Origin of the sequence: uncultured Winogradskyella sp. (genome assembly GCF_947495255.1) — a bacterium.
Classification (GTDB): Bacteria; Bacteroidota; Bacteroidia; order Flavobacteriales; family Flavobacteriaceae; genus Winogradskyella.
The window spans coordinates 1-14,202 of record NZ_CANLYI010000015.1; the positions used below are offsets into that span (position 1 = coordinate 1).

At 29.8% G+C, this 14,202-nt stretch carries 18 protein-coding genes; 15 read left to right on the top strand and 3 right to left on the bottom strand.

The features are described 5' to 3' along the window. Positions 1 to 120: 120 nt before the first annotated feature. The 4 genes from Q0807_RS18485 to Q0807_RS18500 all read left to right on the top strand — a co-directional run bounded on the left by Q0807_RS18485 (position 121) and on the right by Q0807_RS18500 (position 4,551). Entirely contained in the window at positions 121 to 2,418 is a 2,298-nt protein-coding gene (locus Q0807_RS18485) for a restriction endonuclease (RefSeq protein WP_301162000.1), read from the top strand. A gap of 197 nt (positions 2,419 to 2,615) precedes the next feature. Next, positions 2,616 to 3,152 (top strand): DUF6252 family protein, encoded by a 537-nt coding sequence (locus Q0807_RS18490; protein WP_301162001.1) that lies wholly within the window; start codon positions 2,616 to 2,618, stop codon positions 3,150 to 3,152. A 147-nt stretch (positions 3,153 to 3,299) separates the two neighbouring features. Continuing rightward, positions 3,300 to 3,818: a hypothetical protein gene (locus Q0807_RS18495; RefSeq protein ID WP_301162002.1), complete on the top strand. Its 519-nt coding sequence runs from the start codon at positions 3,300 to 3,302 to the stop codon at positions 3,816 to 3,818. Between the two features lie 151 nt (positions 3,819 to 3,969). Further along, positions 3,970 to 4,551: a hypothetical protein gene (locus tag Q0807_RS18500; RefSeq protein ID WP_301162003.1), complete on the top strand. Its 582-nt coding sequence runs from the start codon at positions 3,970 to 3,972 to the stop codon at positions 4,549 to 4,551. A 180-nt stretch (positions 4,552 to 4,731) separates the two neighbouring features. Here the strand turns inward: Q0807_RS18500 and Q0807_RS18505 are convergent, their stop codons facing one another. Then, positions 4,732 to 5,328 (bottom strand): P63C domain-containing protein, encoded by a 597-nt coding sequence (locus Q0807_RS18505; protein WP_301162004.1) that lies wholly within the window; start codon positions 5,326 to 5,328, stop codon positions 4,732 to 4,734. Positions 5,329 to 5,333: 5 nt separating this feature from the next. Further along, the gene (locus tag Q0807_RS18510; protein ID WP_301162005.1) at positions 5,334 to 6,560 is read right to left on the bottom strand and encodes an ImmA/IrrE family metallo-endopeptidase; all 1,227 of its coding nucleotides are present in this window, start codon (positions 6,558 to 6,560) and stop codon (positions 5,334 to 5,336) included. A gap of 335 nt (positions 6,561 to 6,895) precedes the next feature. Here Q0807_RS18510 and Q0807_RS18515 point away from each other — a divergent pair, with 335 nt between their 5' ends. The 5 genes from Q0807_RS18515 to Q0807_RS18535 all read left to right on the top strand — a co-directional run bounded on the left by Q0807_RS18515 (position 6,896) and on the right by Q0807_RS18535 (position 9,573). Then, positions 6,896 to 7,120, top strand: a complete 225-nt coding sequence (locus tag Q0807_RS18515) for a hypothetical protein (protein ID WP_301162006.1) — start codon at positions 6,896 to 6,898, stop codon at positions 7,118 to 7,120. Next, positions 7,104 to 7,637, top strand: coding sequence for a hypothetical protein (locus tag Q0807_RS18520; protein ID WP_301162007.1), 534 nt, complete (start codon positions 7,104 to 7,106; stop codon positions 7,635 to 7,637). The genes Q0807_RS18515 and Q0807_RS18520 overlap by 17 nt, the downstream gene beginning before the upstream one ends. A 255-nt stretch (positions 7,638 to 7,892) precedes the next feature. Beyond that, positions 7,893 to 8,618: a CPBP family intramembrane glutamic endopeptidase gene (locus Q0807_RS18525; RefSeq protein WP_301162008.1), complete on the top strand. Its 726-nt coding sequence runs from the start codon at positions 7,893 to 7,895 to the stop codon at positions 8,616 to 8,618. Between the two features lie 119 nt (positions 8,619 to 8,737). After that, entirely contained in the window at positions 8,738 to 9,154 is a 417-nt protein-coding gene (locus Q0807_RS18530) for a hypothetical protein (RefSeq protein WP_301162009.1), read from the top strand. Next, entirely contained in the window at positions 9,151 to 9,573 is a 423-nt protein-coding gene (locus Q0807_RS18535; protein ID WP_301162010.1) for a hypothetical protein, read from the top strand. The genes Q0807_RS18530 and Q0807_RS18535 overlap by 4 nt, the downstream gene beginning before the upstream one ends. A gap of 132 nt (positions 9,574 to 9,705) precedes the next feature. Here the strand turns inward: Q0807_RS18535 and Q0807_RS18540 are convergent, their stop codons facing one another. Next, complete coding sequence (locus Q0807_RS18540; RefSeq protein ID WP_301162011.1) at positions 9,706 to 10,149, bottom strand: hypothetical protein; 444 nt, start codon at positions 10,147 to 10,149, stop codon at positions 9,706 to 9,708. 95 nt (positions 10,150 to 10,244) lie between these two features. Between Q0807_RS18540 and Q0807_RS18545 the strand changes: the two genes are divergently transcribed. From Q0807_RS18545 to Q0807_RS18570, 6 genes are all read left to right on the top strand, one after another. Beyond that, positions 10,245 to 10,664 carry a helix-turn-helix domain-containing protein gene (locus Q0807_RS18545; RefSeq protein ID WP_301162012.1) on the top strand — a complete coding sequence of 140 codons (420 nt, stop codon included), beginning with the start codon at positions 10,245 to 10,247 and terminating at the stop codon, positions 10,662 to 10,664. 122 nt (positions 10,665 to 10,786) lie between these two features. Continuing rightward, positions 10,787 to 11,269: a hypothetical protein gene (locus tag Q0807_RS18550; RefSeq protein ID WP_301162013.1), complete on the top strand. Its 483-nt coding sequence runs from the start codon at positions 10,787 to 10,789 to the stop codon at positions 11,267 to 11,269. Positions 11,270 to 11,271: 2 nt separating this feature from the next. Next, positions 11,272 to 11,796, top strand: a complete 525-nt coding sequence (locus Q0807_RS18555; protein WP_301162014.1) for a hypothetical protein — start codon at positions 11,272 to 11,274, stop codon at positions 11,794 to 11,796. 215 nt (positions 11,797 to 12,011) lie between these two features. After that, positions 12,012 to 12,761 carry a DUF6794 domain-containing protein gene (locus tag Q0807_RS18560; protein WP_301162015.1) on the top strand — a complete coding sequence of 250 codons (750 nt, stop codon included), beginning with the start codon at positions 12,012 to 12,014 and terminating at the stop codon, positions 12,759 to 12,761. Between the two features lie 161 nt (positions 12,762 to 12,922). Next, positions 12,923 to 13,414 (top strand): hypothetical protein, encoded by a 492-nt coding sequence (locus Q0807_RS18565; protein WP_301162016.1) that lies wholly within the window; start codon positions 12,923 to 12,925, stop codon positions 13,412 to 13,414. Between the two features lie 225 nt (positions 13,415 to 13,639). Beyond that, on the top strand, positions 13,640 to 14,008 hold the full coding sequence (locus tag Q0807_RS18570; RefSeq protein WP_301162017.1) for a cbb3-type cytochrome c oxidase subunit I: 369 nt from the start codon (positions 13,640 to 13,642) through the stop codon (positions 14,006 to 14,008). Positions 14,009 to 14,202: the final 194 nt, after the last annotated feature.

Sequence of the window (14,202 nt, forward strand, 5' to 3'; positions counted from 1 at the left end):
CTCGCGGATTTTCTATTCGGTTTTTATTTGCTAACTTTAGTGCTTAAACCACGCAACAAACCATATACAAACACGTTACCTGCCATTTAAAAAAACATCTGAACTAAACAACCAACACCAATGAATGAATATAATTTCTTGAATCTATCATCATTTGAATTTGAGAATTTTTCTAGAGATATTTTACAAGAAAAACTTAATGTGTTTTTTGAAAGTTTCACGAGTGGACAAGATGGCGGAATTGACTTAAGAGCAACACTTAATAAAGACGAAAATATAATCGTTCAGGCAAAACGATATACAAACTACAGTGACTTAAAATCAACTTTAAAGAAAGAACTAAAAAGTGTAAAAATTCTCAAACCTGACAGATACATAATAACTACTAGCGTCGGTTTAACACCACCAAATAAGGCGGAAATTTTAAAAATATTTCACCCTTACATTAAATCAACAGAAGACATACTTGGTAAAACAGATTTAAATAACTTGTTAGGTCTATATCCAAAAGTTGAAGACAGATACTATAAACTATGGCTTTCGAGCACAAACATTCTTAAAAGACTTGTTCATAGTACTGTATATAATCAATCTAAATTTGAACTTGAAGAAATAAAAGAGACCTTAAAAATTTATGTACAAAACAACAGCTTCAAAGAAGCCTTGGACATTTTAAAATCAAATAATTATGTTATAATTTCTGGAATACCTGGTATTGGAAAAACTACTTTATCACGTATGTTAGTTTACCGACTATTAGCAAAAGAATATGACGACTTCATTTACGTTTCTGATAGTATCAATGATGCTTACTCTTTTTATGAAGATGGTAAAAAACAAATTTTCTTTTTTGACGATTTTTTAGGAAGAAACTTTTTAGAAACTGGATTATCAATGAATGAGGACAGCAAGCTTATAAAATTCATTGACAAAATAAAAAAAACGAAAAATAAAATATTCATTCTCGCTACGCGAGAATACATATTAAATCAAGCTAAAATTTCTTTTGAATCTTTAAATAACCCATCTCTTGAACTAGTTAAATGCACACTAGATTTATCTAAATACACCAAAATAATAAAAGCAGAAATTTTATATAATCATCTCTTTTTTGCTAACGTACCAAAATCTCATTTAAAAAATTTAGTTGAGAATAAAGGTTATTTAAAACTAATAGAACATAAAAGTTATAATCCTAGAATAATAGAAACCTTTGTGCAGAATCAATTTTGGGATAATTGTGAACCAAATGATTTTTCAAAAACAATTTTATCCTTTTTTGATAATCCAACAAGTGTTTGGCTTCACGCATTTGAAAACACAATTTCTAAAGGTTCTCAAATTGCATTATTAGTTTTATCAACTGTTGGAACACCTGTACTTATAGAAGATTTAAGAATTGCACTTAACTCTTTTATAATCGCAAATATCAAAAAATATCCAATTACAATAGATTCGATAGAGTTTAAAAAAATTATTAAAGAATTAGAAAGCTCTTTTATAAGTACCAAAATGGACTCTTCCAAAAAAATTGCTATTGAGTTTCAAAATCCTTCAATACAGGATTTTCTAATTAACTATATTAAAGGCAAAGAAGTATTGATTAGCGACTTAATAAACTCATTTTCTTTTGTTAGTCAATTCTTTAGAGTTTTCACATTTGATAAATCCGAAAGTGAGTTTAATCGCAGAATTCCGTTAGATGATAAACTTTTAGAACAGTACGTTAATAAAATAATTTCAGATTTTCACTTATTTAAATCGTCATATATTTATAGGGCAAACTATCAGAACAGTAATAGATTTGGTTGGTTTAGAAACGAGGATTTCAAGTATTCTTTCTTAATGCAAATATTGGAAGAACTCGACAAGTCTTCAAATAAGAAATTACACAATTTCGTGATTGAAGAATTTAAGCAAAATATAGAACCTCAATTTACTGGTTACTCGGAAAGAAAAGCTTATCTCAAACTATTGAATAAAATTGAGAGAGAAGATATCAATATTTCAAGTAGAGATTTAATAAAAAGTTTTGCAAAAAAAGTAAGCTTCATCGATTCTCTAAAAGATTTTTCTAAACTTGAAGAACTATTTCCTGAAGAATATGAGGAATATGTAGCTAATCCAAATTTTGAAGGTAAAATAGCAGAGGTTATTGCAAATGAAATTCAAAGTACAGAAGTAAATCAATATGAAAACCTTATTGATGAACTTAAAGAGATAGAAAGTGATTTCGGATTATACCTTGATAACGAAATAAACGATTTATCAGAAAAACACACCGAATTTATGGATGAAATAGAAAGGAAATTAGAAAAAGAGGATGATTATTCTCACGAAGCTAGAGAATATGAGGAGGAAATGGAAAAAGAAGAACAATTTATATCAAACTTGTTCGATGGACTAACCGAAGAATAAAAACGGCAGGTAACACCGTATATAATTTATTGCTAGTTCTAGCCTACTTACGAAAATCCTCGCGAATTTTCTATTCGGTTTTTATTTGCTAAATTTAGTACTTAAACCACGCAACAAACCATATACAAACACGTTGGCAAACATTTAACGCAAACATTCAAGAGAAACTACATCTATTAATTATAAATTGAATTAAAATGAAAAAAACGATTTACATCCTATCCTTAATTATCATTACGTTATATAGTTGTTCTAGTGATGACAACGACAACAATGCATTTGATGGAACAGGCGGAATAAAATGCAAAGTTGACGGAAAATTAATCGAATCTGTAATAACTTTTGGTGGAATTATAACATTAGCAGATGTTAGATTTACGTCTGGGAACAACGAAGAATATTTAATTGTGGAACTTACCGATAGTGGCGAATTCCCTGATTTTATTCGTCAATCAGTTAGTATGACAATTATTGATATGGTTCCTGAATCTGTGCAAGTGGGAGATATTTATATTCTTGATAACGAACAAAATTCAAATTACGGAAAATACGAAGAATTATTAGCAGGAACATTCTATAACTACTCTACAAACGATGAAAACGTTGGAGAGTTAGAAATTGTTTTTCACGATTTAGAAAACAGAATACTAGCCGGAACTTTTGAATATAACGCAATTAATGAAAACGGCGTAATTGTAGAAATAAGAGAAGGAGAATTTGATATGCAATATTAAAAAACGATTTGCCAACACCGTGTATAATTCATTGCTAGTTATAGCCTACTTACGAAAGTCCTCACGGACTTTCTATCTGTGATTTATTTGCTAACTTTAGTGCTTAAACACGCAACGAAATCATACACAAACACGTTGTACATAATTATGAAAAACCTCAATCTGAAAAAACATTTCTTTAAAATTGTACTTCTGATTTTCGGAATTTATTTCACGTACGACTATTTTGACAATAGAAATGAGATTAAAAATCTGAATTATGGAATAAAAGCTAATGAATTGAGAATAACATTAAATGTCCCAATTATCAATGAGTATATGAAATCACGAAATAGACACGATGATGGGTTTTTCGGAAATGGATGGGATTCTTGGAGTAAAAAACCAAATGAAACTGAAATACTTCATATTTGGAAAAATGTTACACCTTCTGAAAACGAACCCTATATTTTAAATAAAGAAATGGACGGTTTGCGGAAAAGAAATTCGGATGGAAGAATTATGCAATTAAATATTTATAGTACTATAATCGGAGATTCAGTTTCAAAAAGAAAAGGAAGATTCTTTTATTATGATTCTAAACCAAGAATGGAAAAGGAATTGAATGAAATGGAAATAGATAGTGTTGCGAAAAGTTGGAATTTAAATTACCTGATTAAAAAATAACTATGTACAACACCGTGTATAATTAATTGCTTGGTCACTGCCGACTTACGAACATTCCTGCGGAATATTCTATCTGTGATTTATTTGCTAAATTAGGTGCTTAACCACGCAACTAACCATACACAAACCGTTACCCAACATTTGACAAAAATTGAACTCTAAAACAAAATATCTACTTCTGATTTTAGTTATTGCTGGAATTATATTATTGAAATACAACGACAATAATGCCTTAACGGAAACCAGTTTTGACCCGCCAGAATTGAAATATTCAAAATGGTTGTTTGGAATTGGAATTTTATGCGCAGGATTATATCTTTTCAGAAAAGCTTGGCGAAATATATTGACCAAAATTATGATAGGAACATTTGGAGTTTGTTTTGCACTAAACCTATATCTGTTCATTGAAATATATCCATATGTTCAGATTAATAAAAGATATGCTGAATACTCTGAAATAGAAACTTGTGAAGAAATGGAAAAACGCTTTTCGACTGACTTAAAAAATGGAGAAGTCAAATACTTTCACTTCGGAATTGGAACTTTAATTGGACAGAATAAAATTCTAAAAGATAATTATAACATCGAGGTCTATTCAATGGGATGCTTAGTTCAAACAGAAATGGAATGCTATAATGAAAATGTCAACGATTATCTTAAAAAAAAATATGATAAATCTATGTCTGACATTTTTAACGAATCTGATTTTATCAAACTACTAGAAACCGAATAAAAAACGTTGGGTAACACCGTGTATAATTAATTGCTTTGGCAAGTGCTTATTTGGAAAATTCCTTCGGAATTTTCTCGCGTTCGTTTTTGTTTACTAAATTAGTTGCTTAACCACGCAACTAACCATACACAACAACGTTGTGCATAATGCGGAGAAACTTACTGCTAAAAGAAAAATTCATTATAAAAGCTTAAATTTTAGCTGATAAGGCACATTATACCTTTTGCAATATTCAACTCTAAAGCTATCCCAATCGCCAAATTGGCTCATTAACTCTGTTGCTTGAGAAATAAATAACGACAATTCATTTCTTGCACCTGGAGTAAGATATTGATGATGTTTATATTTTCTTGTTCCTGTTATTACAAAAGGATTAACTATTCTTAAAAACGGTAGAACCTCTTGCGAAAATCTGAAATAAATTATCTCATTTGTTAATCGTCCAGCTTGCCAAGGTTTTTCAGCTATAATACCTTTATAGTGCCAATTATTCAATCGAAACATTTCTTTATAATAATCTTGTGTGAAAATCGCCTTATATTCTGCTGGTTTTCTTAAAATCCGACTGTCAATGTTTTTAATTTTCCATAAATCCTCAATTGTTGAGAGTAGTTTACGTTTTTCATTTTCAGTATCTAATTCTTTATCGGAAAACCTGTTCTTTACTTTTGACTCAGTTTGGTCAATAATAAATCTTTTAAGGAATTCTTGATTTTTCTTTCCCTGTAAAACTTTTAACTGTTCTATTTCTTCAGGATTCAATTTGGTATTCTTCATCGCTATTAATTATAAATTTTATTTCTCACTTTTTTAATATGGTCACCGAAAGTAAAATCATCCAAAAAATTATGTTCTAATTTTGATTTTAACTTTTCTATGTTCGGATTTAATTTTTTAGCTCTTCCCCAAGCATATTTATCAGAACTCGGAGCGTCAAATGCATAGAATACGTACGCAAAACTTGGGTCAACATTATTGGATATTGCATATTGCTTGATAAACTCGTGATTATTAATAAATGCACCTGCTTCCTTTGTTTTTTCTTTTGAGAAAAGATATTCTCTTGCAAAATTATCGGCTTCAATTTCATTTTGAGATTCAGTATCCAAGCTTTTTTGTCCTTCCTGAGATATGTGATAATTTGAAAGTTGTATTTCATCCCAATCAAATAAGACGTGATATAACTCGTGAACCAAAGCGAACCATAATGTTGGATAAAACCCGACATAGTCTGTTAATGCAATACAAGGCTTGGCATTTACCTCAAAAGTTGCACCTCTAATATGTAAGGAAGGAAAAGATGGAATAAAAACTACAGTTATTCCTAATTGATATAATTGTTTTATAACATTTACAAGACCGTTTTCAACGTCCATTGATTGCCATCTAATCTGAGGGAAATAATCGATTAATTTATCACGACTATAAACATTTGGGTTTCTTAATTCAATGCAAGATTGTTCAGCTAAGTAAACCCAGTTTTTCACGCTACAATTACGTTTTGCTCTTTTCCCAGAACTAAAAGCAACATTAATATCAGGTTCAGAATATTCGAAAATATTCTTTAAACCAAAGTAATTACATATCGACTTAACAATATCATTATAATCTGTCAAGGACTTTATTAAACCTACTTTTTTTAGTTCTGCTAAATTGAATTTCTCATTAATAAACTCAACCATTTCGTTGGTTCGATTTATATCATTTCCAACATTATGAACTTCATTAACTTTTTGTAAATAAAGTGTAGCTATCTGTTCTAAATCAGTACCTAAAAAATTTGATAATTTTATCAACTGAGTGTAATCTAACATTTTTTGTTCACCCGAAAGAATTCCTTCTAATGTACGAACACTCATTCCCATAATATTTAACGCAGTCGTTTTAGGAATATCTAAACTTTCAAGTCTATTTACAAATAGCTCATCTAAAGTTTCTACTATTTTAGTAGGCTTAGGCTCGAACAATCTTTTTAGGATATCATCACTATCAGACTTTATGTTTCCCATATAATTATATACTCTTTTTAATATTTAAATAATATTTTTGGCTAAAGTAGAACAAATAATGCATCCATACATTTTTTATTTTAGTAACTTTTAAAATGTTATTAACAATTAAAATCGGAATAAATGAAAGACGTCTGAACAGAAAAGCACTATACACAACAATGAGTATAATTAATTGCTTATTTCCGGTATAGCACAAAACTAATAATCACCAAAAACGTTGTGTGTGATGCAAAAAAATAAGCGTTCCAGCGATGGATTAAGTAAAATAATTTAAAGAAAAATTAGTTTGGATTAATATTTGTACTATATTGAGTAATATTATTATTAGAAAAATGTCAAATAAAACATATAAATATAAAGTTTCACCATTAACAGTTAGGAAGGCGAATCAAAGCCTTATTAAAAATGGAATTTCTGAAAAAGTTAGAAATAGTTTTAACGGAGATATCGTTGTGCATTATAGTGCCAAAAATGGAATGAAAGTTAAAACCTTTACCAATAAGGATATTAAAAACGCATATGAAAAAGCTTTAAATTTGTATGCCGAAAGAGTTTAATCATATTTATGAAAAACTTGTCTCTGACAAAAATGATATTGTAGGACATATTGCTTATTCTATATACAAGCAAGATAAAATAGATTATATTAAATCAAAAAAGAAAGGCGAGACAGCTGTTAAAAATAAGACGCTAAAAGCTTTTCACGAAATTTCCTCTTCAGAATCTTCAATCGAATCTTATAAAATAAAAGCAGAATTAGTTTTACAAGCATTTTTCGAAAACACTCTTGAAGAAATGTCTACCGATATTGAAAAACAAGCAGTAGAAAATCAAACTCAAATCTTACAAGAAGTACTCATTCCATACAAGCCTGATTTTTGGAAAAGGGTACAGTCTGGTTTAGTTAGTGCCTTTTTGTTTGCTCTATTTTTAGCGCTAATTGCGTTTATTTTACAATTTCAAGATACCGTTTTCGAATTCAATGTCAAAAAAACTAATGACATTGAATCAAACACAGGTAAAACGGATTTACCAACTGAAACAAATACTGAAATAGATAAGCCAACTGAATAAAGCACTATGCACAACACCGTGTATAATTCATTGCTAGTTATAGCCTACTTACGAAAGTCCTCGCGGACTTTCTATCTGTGATTTATTTGCTAACTTTAGTGCTTAAACACGCAACGAAATCATACACAAACCCGTTAGCCTTTATTAAAAAAACACTTTGGCAAATAAATGAACTTTTCTCTACCAAAACCTATAATACGTAATCAAGAGAATCAGACAGAATTCCGGTGGAAAACCTTTTGGTGCTTATTAACTATGTTCGTTATAGGAGCCATTGCTAATATACCTCATTCTAGAGCTGTTAAAGAATTAACTTCTAAAGCTAGTGAATTGGAGAACTCTTCAATTCTTCAATCAATAATTTCAAATGGAGTAACTTCTTTAATTATTGGCTCTATCCTTATTTGGATTGGATTATGGGTATCTGCTAAAGCAAACCTTGGAGCACCTTTAATTGTAGAAAAATTATCTGGAAAACCATTTTCTGAGGTTTTTAATAAAAAAATAGTCTTTGCAAGTATATTTATCGGTATCATTTTAGGGGTATTTATTCTAGGGTTACTTAAAATTCAAGAATTTATACTTCCAATAGGTACTGCAAAAGCTAAACATCCTTCTGCAATTCCTAATCTATTTGCATCATTTTCAGCTGGAATTACTGAAGAAATAATATTCCGTTTAGGTATTATGTCATTAATTGTAACGGTAATTAAATACATTATTAAAACAAAAAAAGCTTCCAATCGAATAGTATGGACTGGAAATATAATAACTGCTTTATTATTTGGACTTATTCATATTCCAATGTCAAGTAATTATTTCGACCAAACACCAATTGTAATCGGAACTATAATATTGGGAAATGTGATAACAGGAACAACATTTGGTTGGATATTTTGGCGTTATGGCTTAATAATGGCTATGATAGTCCATTTTATTTCGGATGTTGTTCTTCACGTAATTGGTTCGCCATTCGGATAAACAATTACTGAAAATTGAAAAATAACAAAGGCTAACACCGTGTATAATTAATGGCTGGTTCTCGCCTACTTACGAAAATCCTCGCGGATTTTCTATTCGGTTTTTATTTGCTAAATTAGGTGCTAAAACACGCCACTAATCATACACAAACACGTTACCTGCAAGCTGAAAAACATCGTGCTGAAATGATAAACCGAATTTTTAAGAACAAACCTAAACGACTTTCCAAAGTAGAATATTGGAAAAAGTGGGAGTTTTTTGAACTTGTCAAAGACTTGCATAAAGCCGAGAAAATTTTAGCGGAATTTAAAGGCGGATATTCAAACCGTTTTGATTCTGCCCAAGATTTTCATTCACATCTTATCGATTATATTGACGATATTGAATATGGTAATCGTACAGACATATCTGAATTATGGATTTGGTTTGCACCGACTTGTGACTGGGATAATTTTGTTGGAATGGAAGGATTGGAAATAGGCAACCGAATTTTTGAGCGAGTGGATAATTGGAAAAAACACAACTCAAACGAATGAAATTTTATAAACCTCTTTTTTCAGTAATTGTAATAATTATCCAATTGATATTATCTCTAAAACTTCATTCTGAACATATTGAATGGGCTAAAGAGATGGAGAAAACTGATCCTGAACTTTTTGGCTTAATTTGTTACAATATAACCTATGACTCTTTATTTTTATTTGTTTTAATAATCGGATTTTATGAAATGCTAGTTAAACCAAGTTGGTATAAAAATCTAATCCGAATATTTTTAGTTTGCATAGTTTTAGGAACTACATTTTCAGAATTTATCCCAATCAACCAATTTTATTTCGGAGTTTATAATACAGCTTGGTTTTCGGCAGTAGTCGCTATCGTTCTGATTTTAGTCCGAATTGGAAAATATAGTTTTGGGAAAATCAGTGATTGGAAACTGAATAAAGCCAGCAGGTAACACCGTGTATAATTAATTGCTAGGTCACTGCCGACTTACGAACATTCCTGCGGAATATTCTATCTGTGATTTATTTGCTAAATTAGGTGCTTAACCACGCAACTAACCATACACAAACACGTTGTGGGTAATTTAAGAAAGATGAGGCATTCCAGTTCCAGTTTCAACAAAACTCTTTAAACTTTGAGTTACAAATCTTTCCCAAGCAGGAAAACAAATCTCATAACAGTTTAACTCGGGAACTAATCCATTATGTGCGAAATTTAGAATTATTGCATTTTGACCTTTATCTTCCAAAACCCATTCAACAATAGTTCCTTCCCACTCTTTTTCAATTCCATCATAACCGTTGTGAATATGCTTAGCTTCAACACATTTCCATACAATTTTTGTATTTGGTTCAAATTCGGAGATTCTAAACTTCCAATAAGTACTATCAAAACTTGTAGTGAATTCATCACCAACTGAAGAAACTGAATTATCTGTATTTCCCCACCATTTTTGGACGTGTTGTGAAATAGCATTAAATACTTCTTGTTTAGTTCCATTAATCGAAACCATTGTTGTGTATGACATAATATAATTTTAAAATATTAATAGCACTTGCAAATTACAAGTACAAATATACAAAAGAACTTTTATTATGCAAGTGCATTTTTATATATTTGCATATGAAACAGATTGAAAGAAGGTCGAATTGTCCAATTAGCTTATCACTTGACATTTTTGGAGATAAATGGACTTTACTAATTTTAAGAGATTTTATTTTCTTTGACAACAGACACTTTAATGATTTAGTAACAGTCGAAAAAATATCAACAAATATTCTTGCTGACAGATTAAATCGCCTACTAAAAAATGATGTTATAAAAAAAGAAGTTGATAAAAATAATAAATCCTCATATCTGTATTCATTAACAGAAAAAGGAATTGAATTAATTCCAATTGTTATTGAAATTTATAAATGGGGAGCGAACAATATTGATGGAAATAATGCTAATAGTGAATTTAAAAATGAAGTGAATTCTAATTTTAGTAAAGTGACAGCTGAAATAGTTGAACGAATAAAAACTACCCACAACACCGTATAAAATTAATTGCTGGTTTTGGCTCACTTGGGAAATTCCTTCGGAATTTCGCCGTTCGTGTTTTATTTAGTAAATTCATTGCTTAAACCACGCAACTAATCTTATACAAACACGTTGTAAAACATTTGAAAAAGACAATCAGCATACTAACATTCTTCTTAATTCTTTCTTGCTCTTCCGAAAAAGACAAGATTGAAAAAAGTACTGATATGACTTATTTAGGTGGAATTATAGAAAACTATATGTTTGAGTGTACAGACGCAAATCAATTAGAAGTTCATACTAAAGCGAAATACAATCCAACCGATTCTACTTTAACTTTCTTTATTGGTAAATCTAAAACAGAATTCTTTCAGAAGTGGGAAATTCCATTACAAGATATTTATGTGGATATAAATTTTATTCATTCACTGACAGATACAATGAAACAAATAAACATTAAAGCAATTGAAAAAGATTCTGTTATTCAATATTCTGACAAAAGAAATATAACTTTTAAAATGACAAATTCTTATAATATTTATTTATTTGATTGGTGTGATAAGGAAAAACAAGAAAACTTTATAAGTGCGTTAGAGAGAATAACTGAATTGAGTAAACTTAAATAAAAATGCAAGAAACCATCAAAAATAGGATTCCTATTCACGTTGATTTAGCACCAAATCGTGACGAAGTTTATTCAGGAATTTGCCTAAAATCTAACGACAATATCTTCATATTTATCTGTTTTAATGACGAGACAAAAGAATTTGATGGTTTTGCAATTATTAGAAATTTCGAAATTGAAAAATATCGAGAATGGGACGAAGAAGAATTAAGTGAAATAAAGAATAACAATTACTCTGAATTTATCGGAAAACTACCACTCGAAAAAATGAACAATATGTTCGAATGTTTATCGGAATTGGAAAACGAAGAGTTGATTGCAGTATTTACAGAAGCTGATGATGATTCATATTTTGTCGGACAAATTAAAAATCTAACAGAAAATGAAGCGGAATTAAAATTAATGAATGAAGATGCGGAATGGATTGAAAATAAGAAAATAAATATTGCCGAAATAACTTATATTGGATTTCGGACAAGTATTGAAAAAGAGTTACTGAATAAAAACGTTTTACAACACCGTGTATAATTAATTGCTTTGGCAAGTGCTTATTTGGAAAATTCCTTCGGAATTTTCTCGCGTTCGTTTTTGTTTACTAAATTAGTTGCTAAAACACGCAACTAACCATACACAACAACGTTGCCCACAATTAAAACGCAGTTCGCTCAACGAATTAAACCGTTCACTCATTATAGGTTTTTACTATTAAAAAAAGAATATAGATTTGAAGAAACCACCGAATTATGAATAGAATAATTATTACAATATTTCTGATAATACCAACTTTTCTATTATCTCAAAATGATTGTAAAAAATACGTTGACAAATATATTCCGACTGACTTAAATGACGCAATTTCCTTTTTTGAATGTAAATGGTCAAAAGACGACCTAAATGACTACAAAACTGAAGATGAACAAAAAGCTACTACCGAATTACATTCTGGAACTGGTAGGTCAATTAGGAATAGTTGGAAACTTTGGGCTGGAACTTCCGAAATATCAAAATACTTTAAAGATTTAGGAATTCATCATCCAGATGATATGTCAAGTATAATTTTAACTTCATTGCATAGAAAATTAAACGACAAACCAATAGAATTAGAAAAACAAATTCAATTCTATAAAAATTATTGGGCTGAATCGAAACGAAAAGAAATAGAACATAAAGAAAAAGAATTTAGCGAATTTAAAATTGGAGATAAAATCGAGTTTCTTTATGAATACGACTTCATTTCTAAAGGTCAAGAAAGAAAATATATGAATGACAAATGCTTTGTAACAGCTATTGTGATTGACTTAAATAAAGAAAAATTTGAACTAAAAGTCAAACTACTAAAGAGTTGTGATAAAAGAGGTATTATAATTTCAGAATACGATGTTTGGGATGAAATGGATGGAAAATTAGTGAAAACAGAAGAAGATAAAATTGAGGTTATGAAAAAAGGAGAAACACGCTGGACATCATATGATTTATGGGAAACATCGGAATAATAACTGTGGGCAACACCGTGTATAATTAATTGCTTTGTTTTTGCCTACTTGCGAAAATTCCTGCGGAATTTTCACGGGTTCGTAAAAGTTTGCTAATTTAGTTGCTTAACCACGCAACTAACCATACACAAACACGTTGGCATTAATTTGAACAAAACCGAGTGAATATTAAAAACTTTGGAAATATATTGACTTTTGGAATTGGAATATTAATATTCTCATTCTCTGTTTTTCTTACGATAAAAATTGCACAAAACACTTCTGGAAATTTGACCTTAGCGATTATTTCTCTAATAATTTTCTATTGGTTAAGTTATTTATTTATTGCAACGTCATTAATCAGAATGGAATACAGAAAATCCGAAAAAGGAATTAATATTAAAATCAACAATGAGGATAAACAGCTAGTTATAAAAAATACTGGAAACGGAAAATCAGAAGTAATTAATAACGACAATGTAAAATCTATTGAATTATATTATTCTTGGAACACAAACCCTTTCTCTTCTGACTTAGGATACTCAAAAATTATGCTGAATAACGATTCAAAAATATTCATTACTCAAGACAAAATAAGTCAAGCCGAAATTAAAAGCCTATTTCGAAAAAAAGTAAAAAAGGAAAAAAGTCAATTTATGAATAAACTGAAATAAATAAAAAACTAATGCCAACACCGTGTATATTTAATTGCTAGGTCTAGCCTACTTACGAATATTCCTGCGGAATATTCTATTTGTGATTTATTTGCTAAATTAGTTGCTTAACCACGCAACTAACCATACACAACAACGTTAGCCACAAGTTGAATGAACAAACTAATCGAAAAACCACATCTAATTTTTTTACTCTCAATTCCAATAATAATTTTGATTGGAATTATGAGCGGAAGCGCAGATTTGGACATTAATGTACACGACACATATTATATCATTGCATATTTACATTTAGCAATACTGATTTCAATACTTTTCGGAATAATCGGAATTGGATATTGGCTTATGCAAAAAGCTGACAGAAAACTATCGAAATGGCTGAATTGGACACATATTGGATTGACTTTTGGCGGAACTTTAATTGTATGGATTTTGACTAAATTTTATCGGAATGAGATTATGGAATGGGAGTTTAATAACAATCTGACAATGGTTATCACTTTGACTGTTTTACTGATGATTATTGGACAATTAATTTTTCCGATTAACATAATATACGGACTAATTAAAAAGAAAAATAAAACCAGTGGCTAACACCGTATATAATTTATTGCTAGTTATAGCCTACTTACGAAAATCCTCGTGGATTTTCTATTCGGTTTTTATTTGCTAAATTAGGTGCTTAACCACGCAACAAACCATATACAAACACGTTGTAGCCAATTAGAAAATGAAAATCCGAATGATAATTATTATAGGAATAATCTTGGCATTCTTTGCATTTCTTT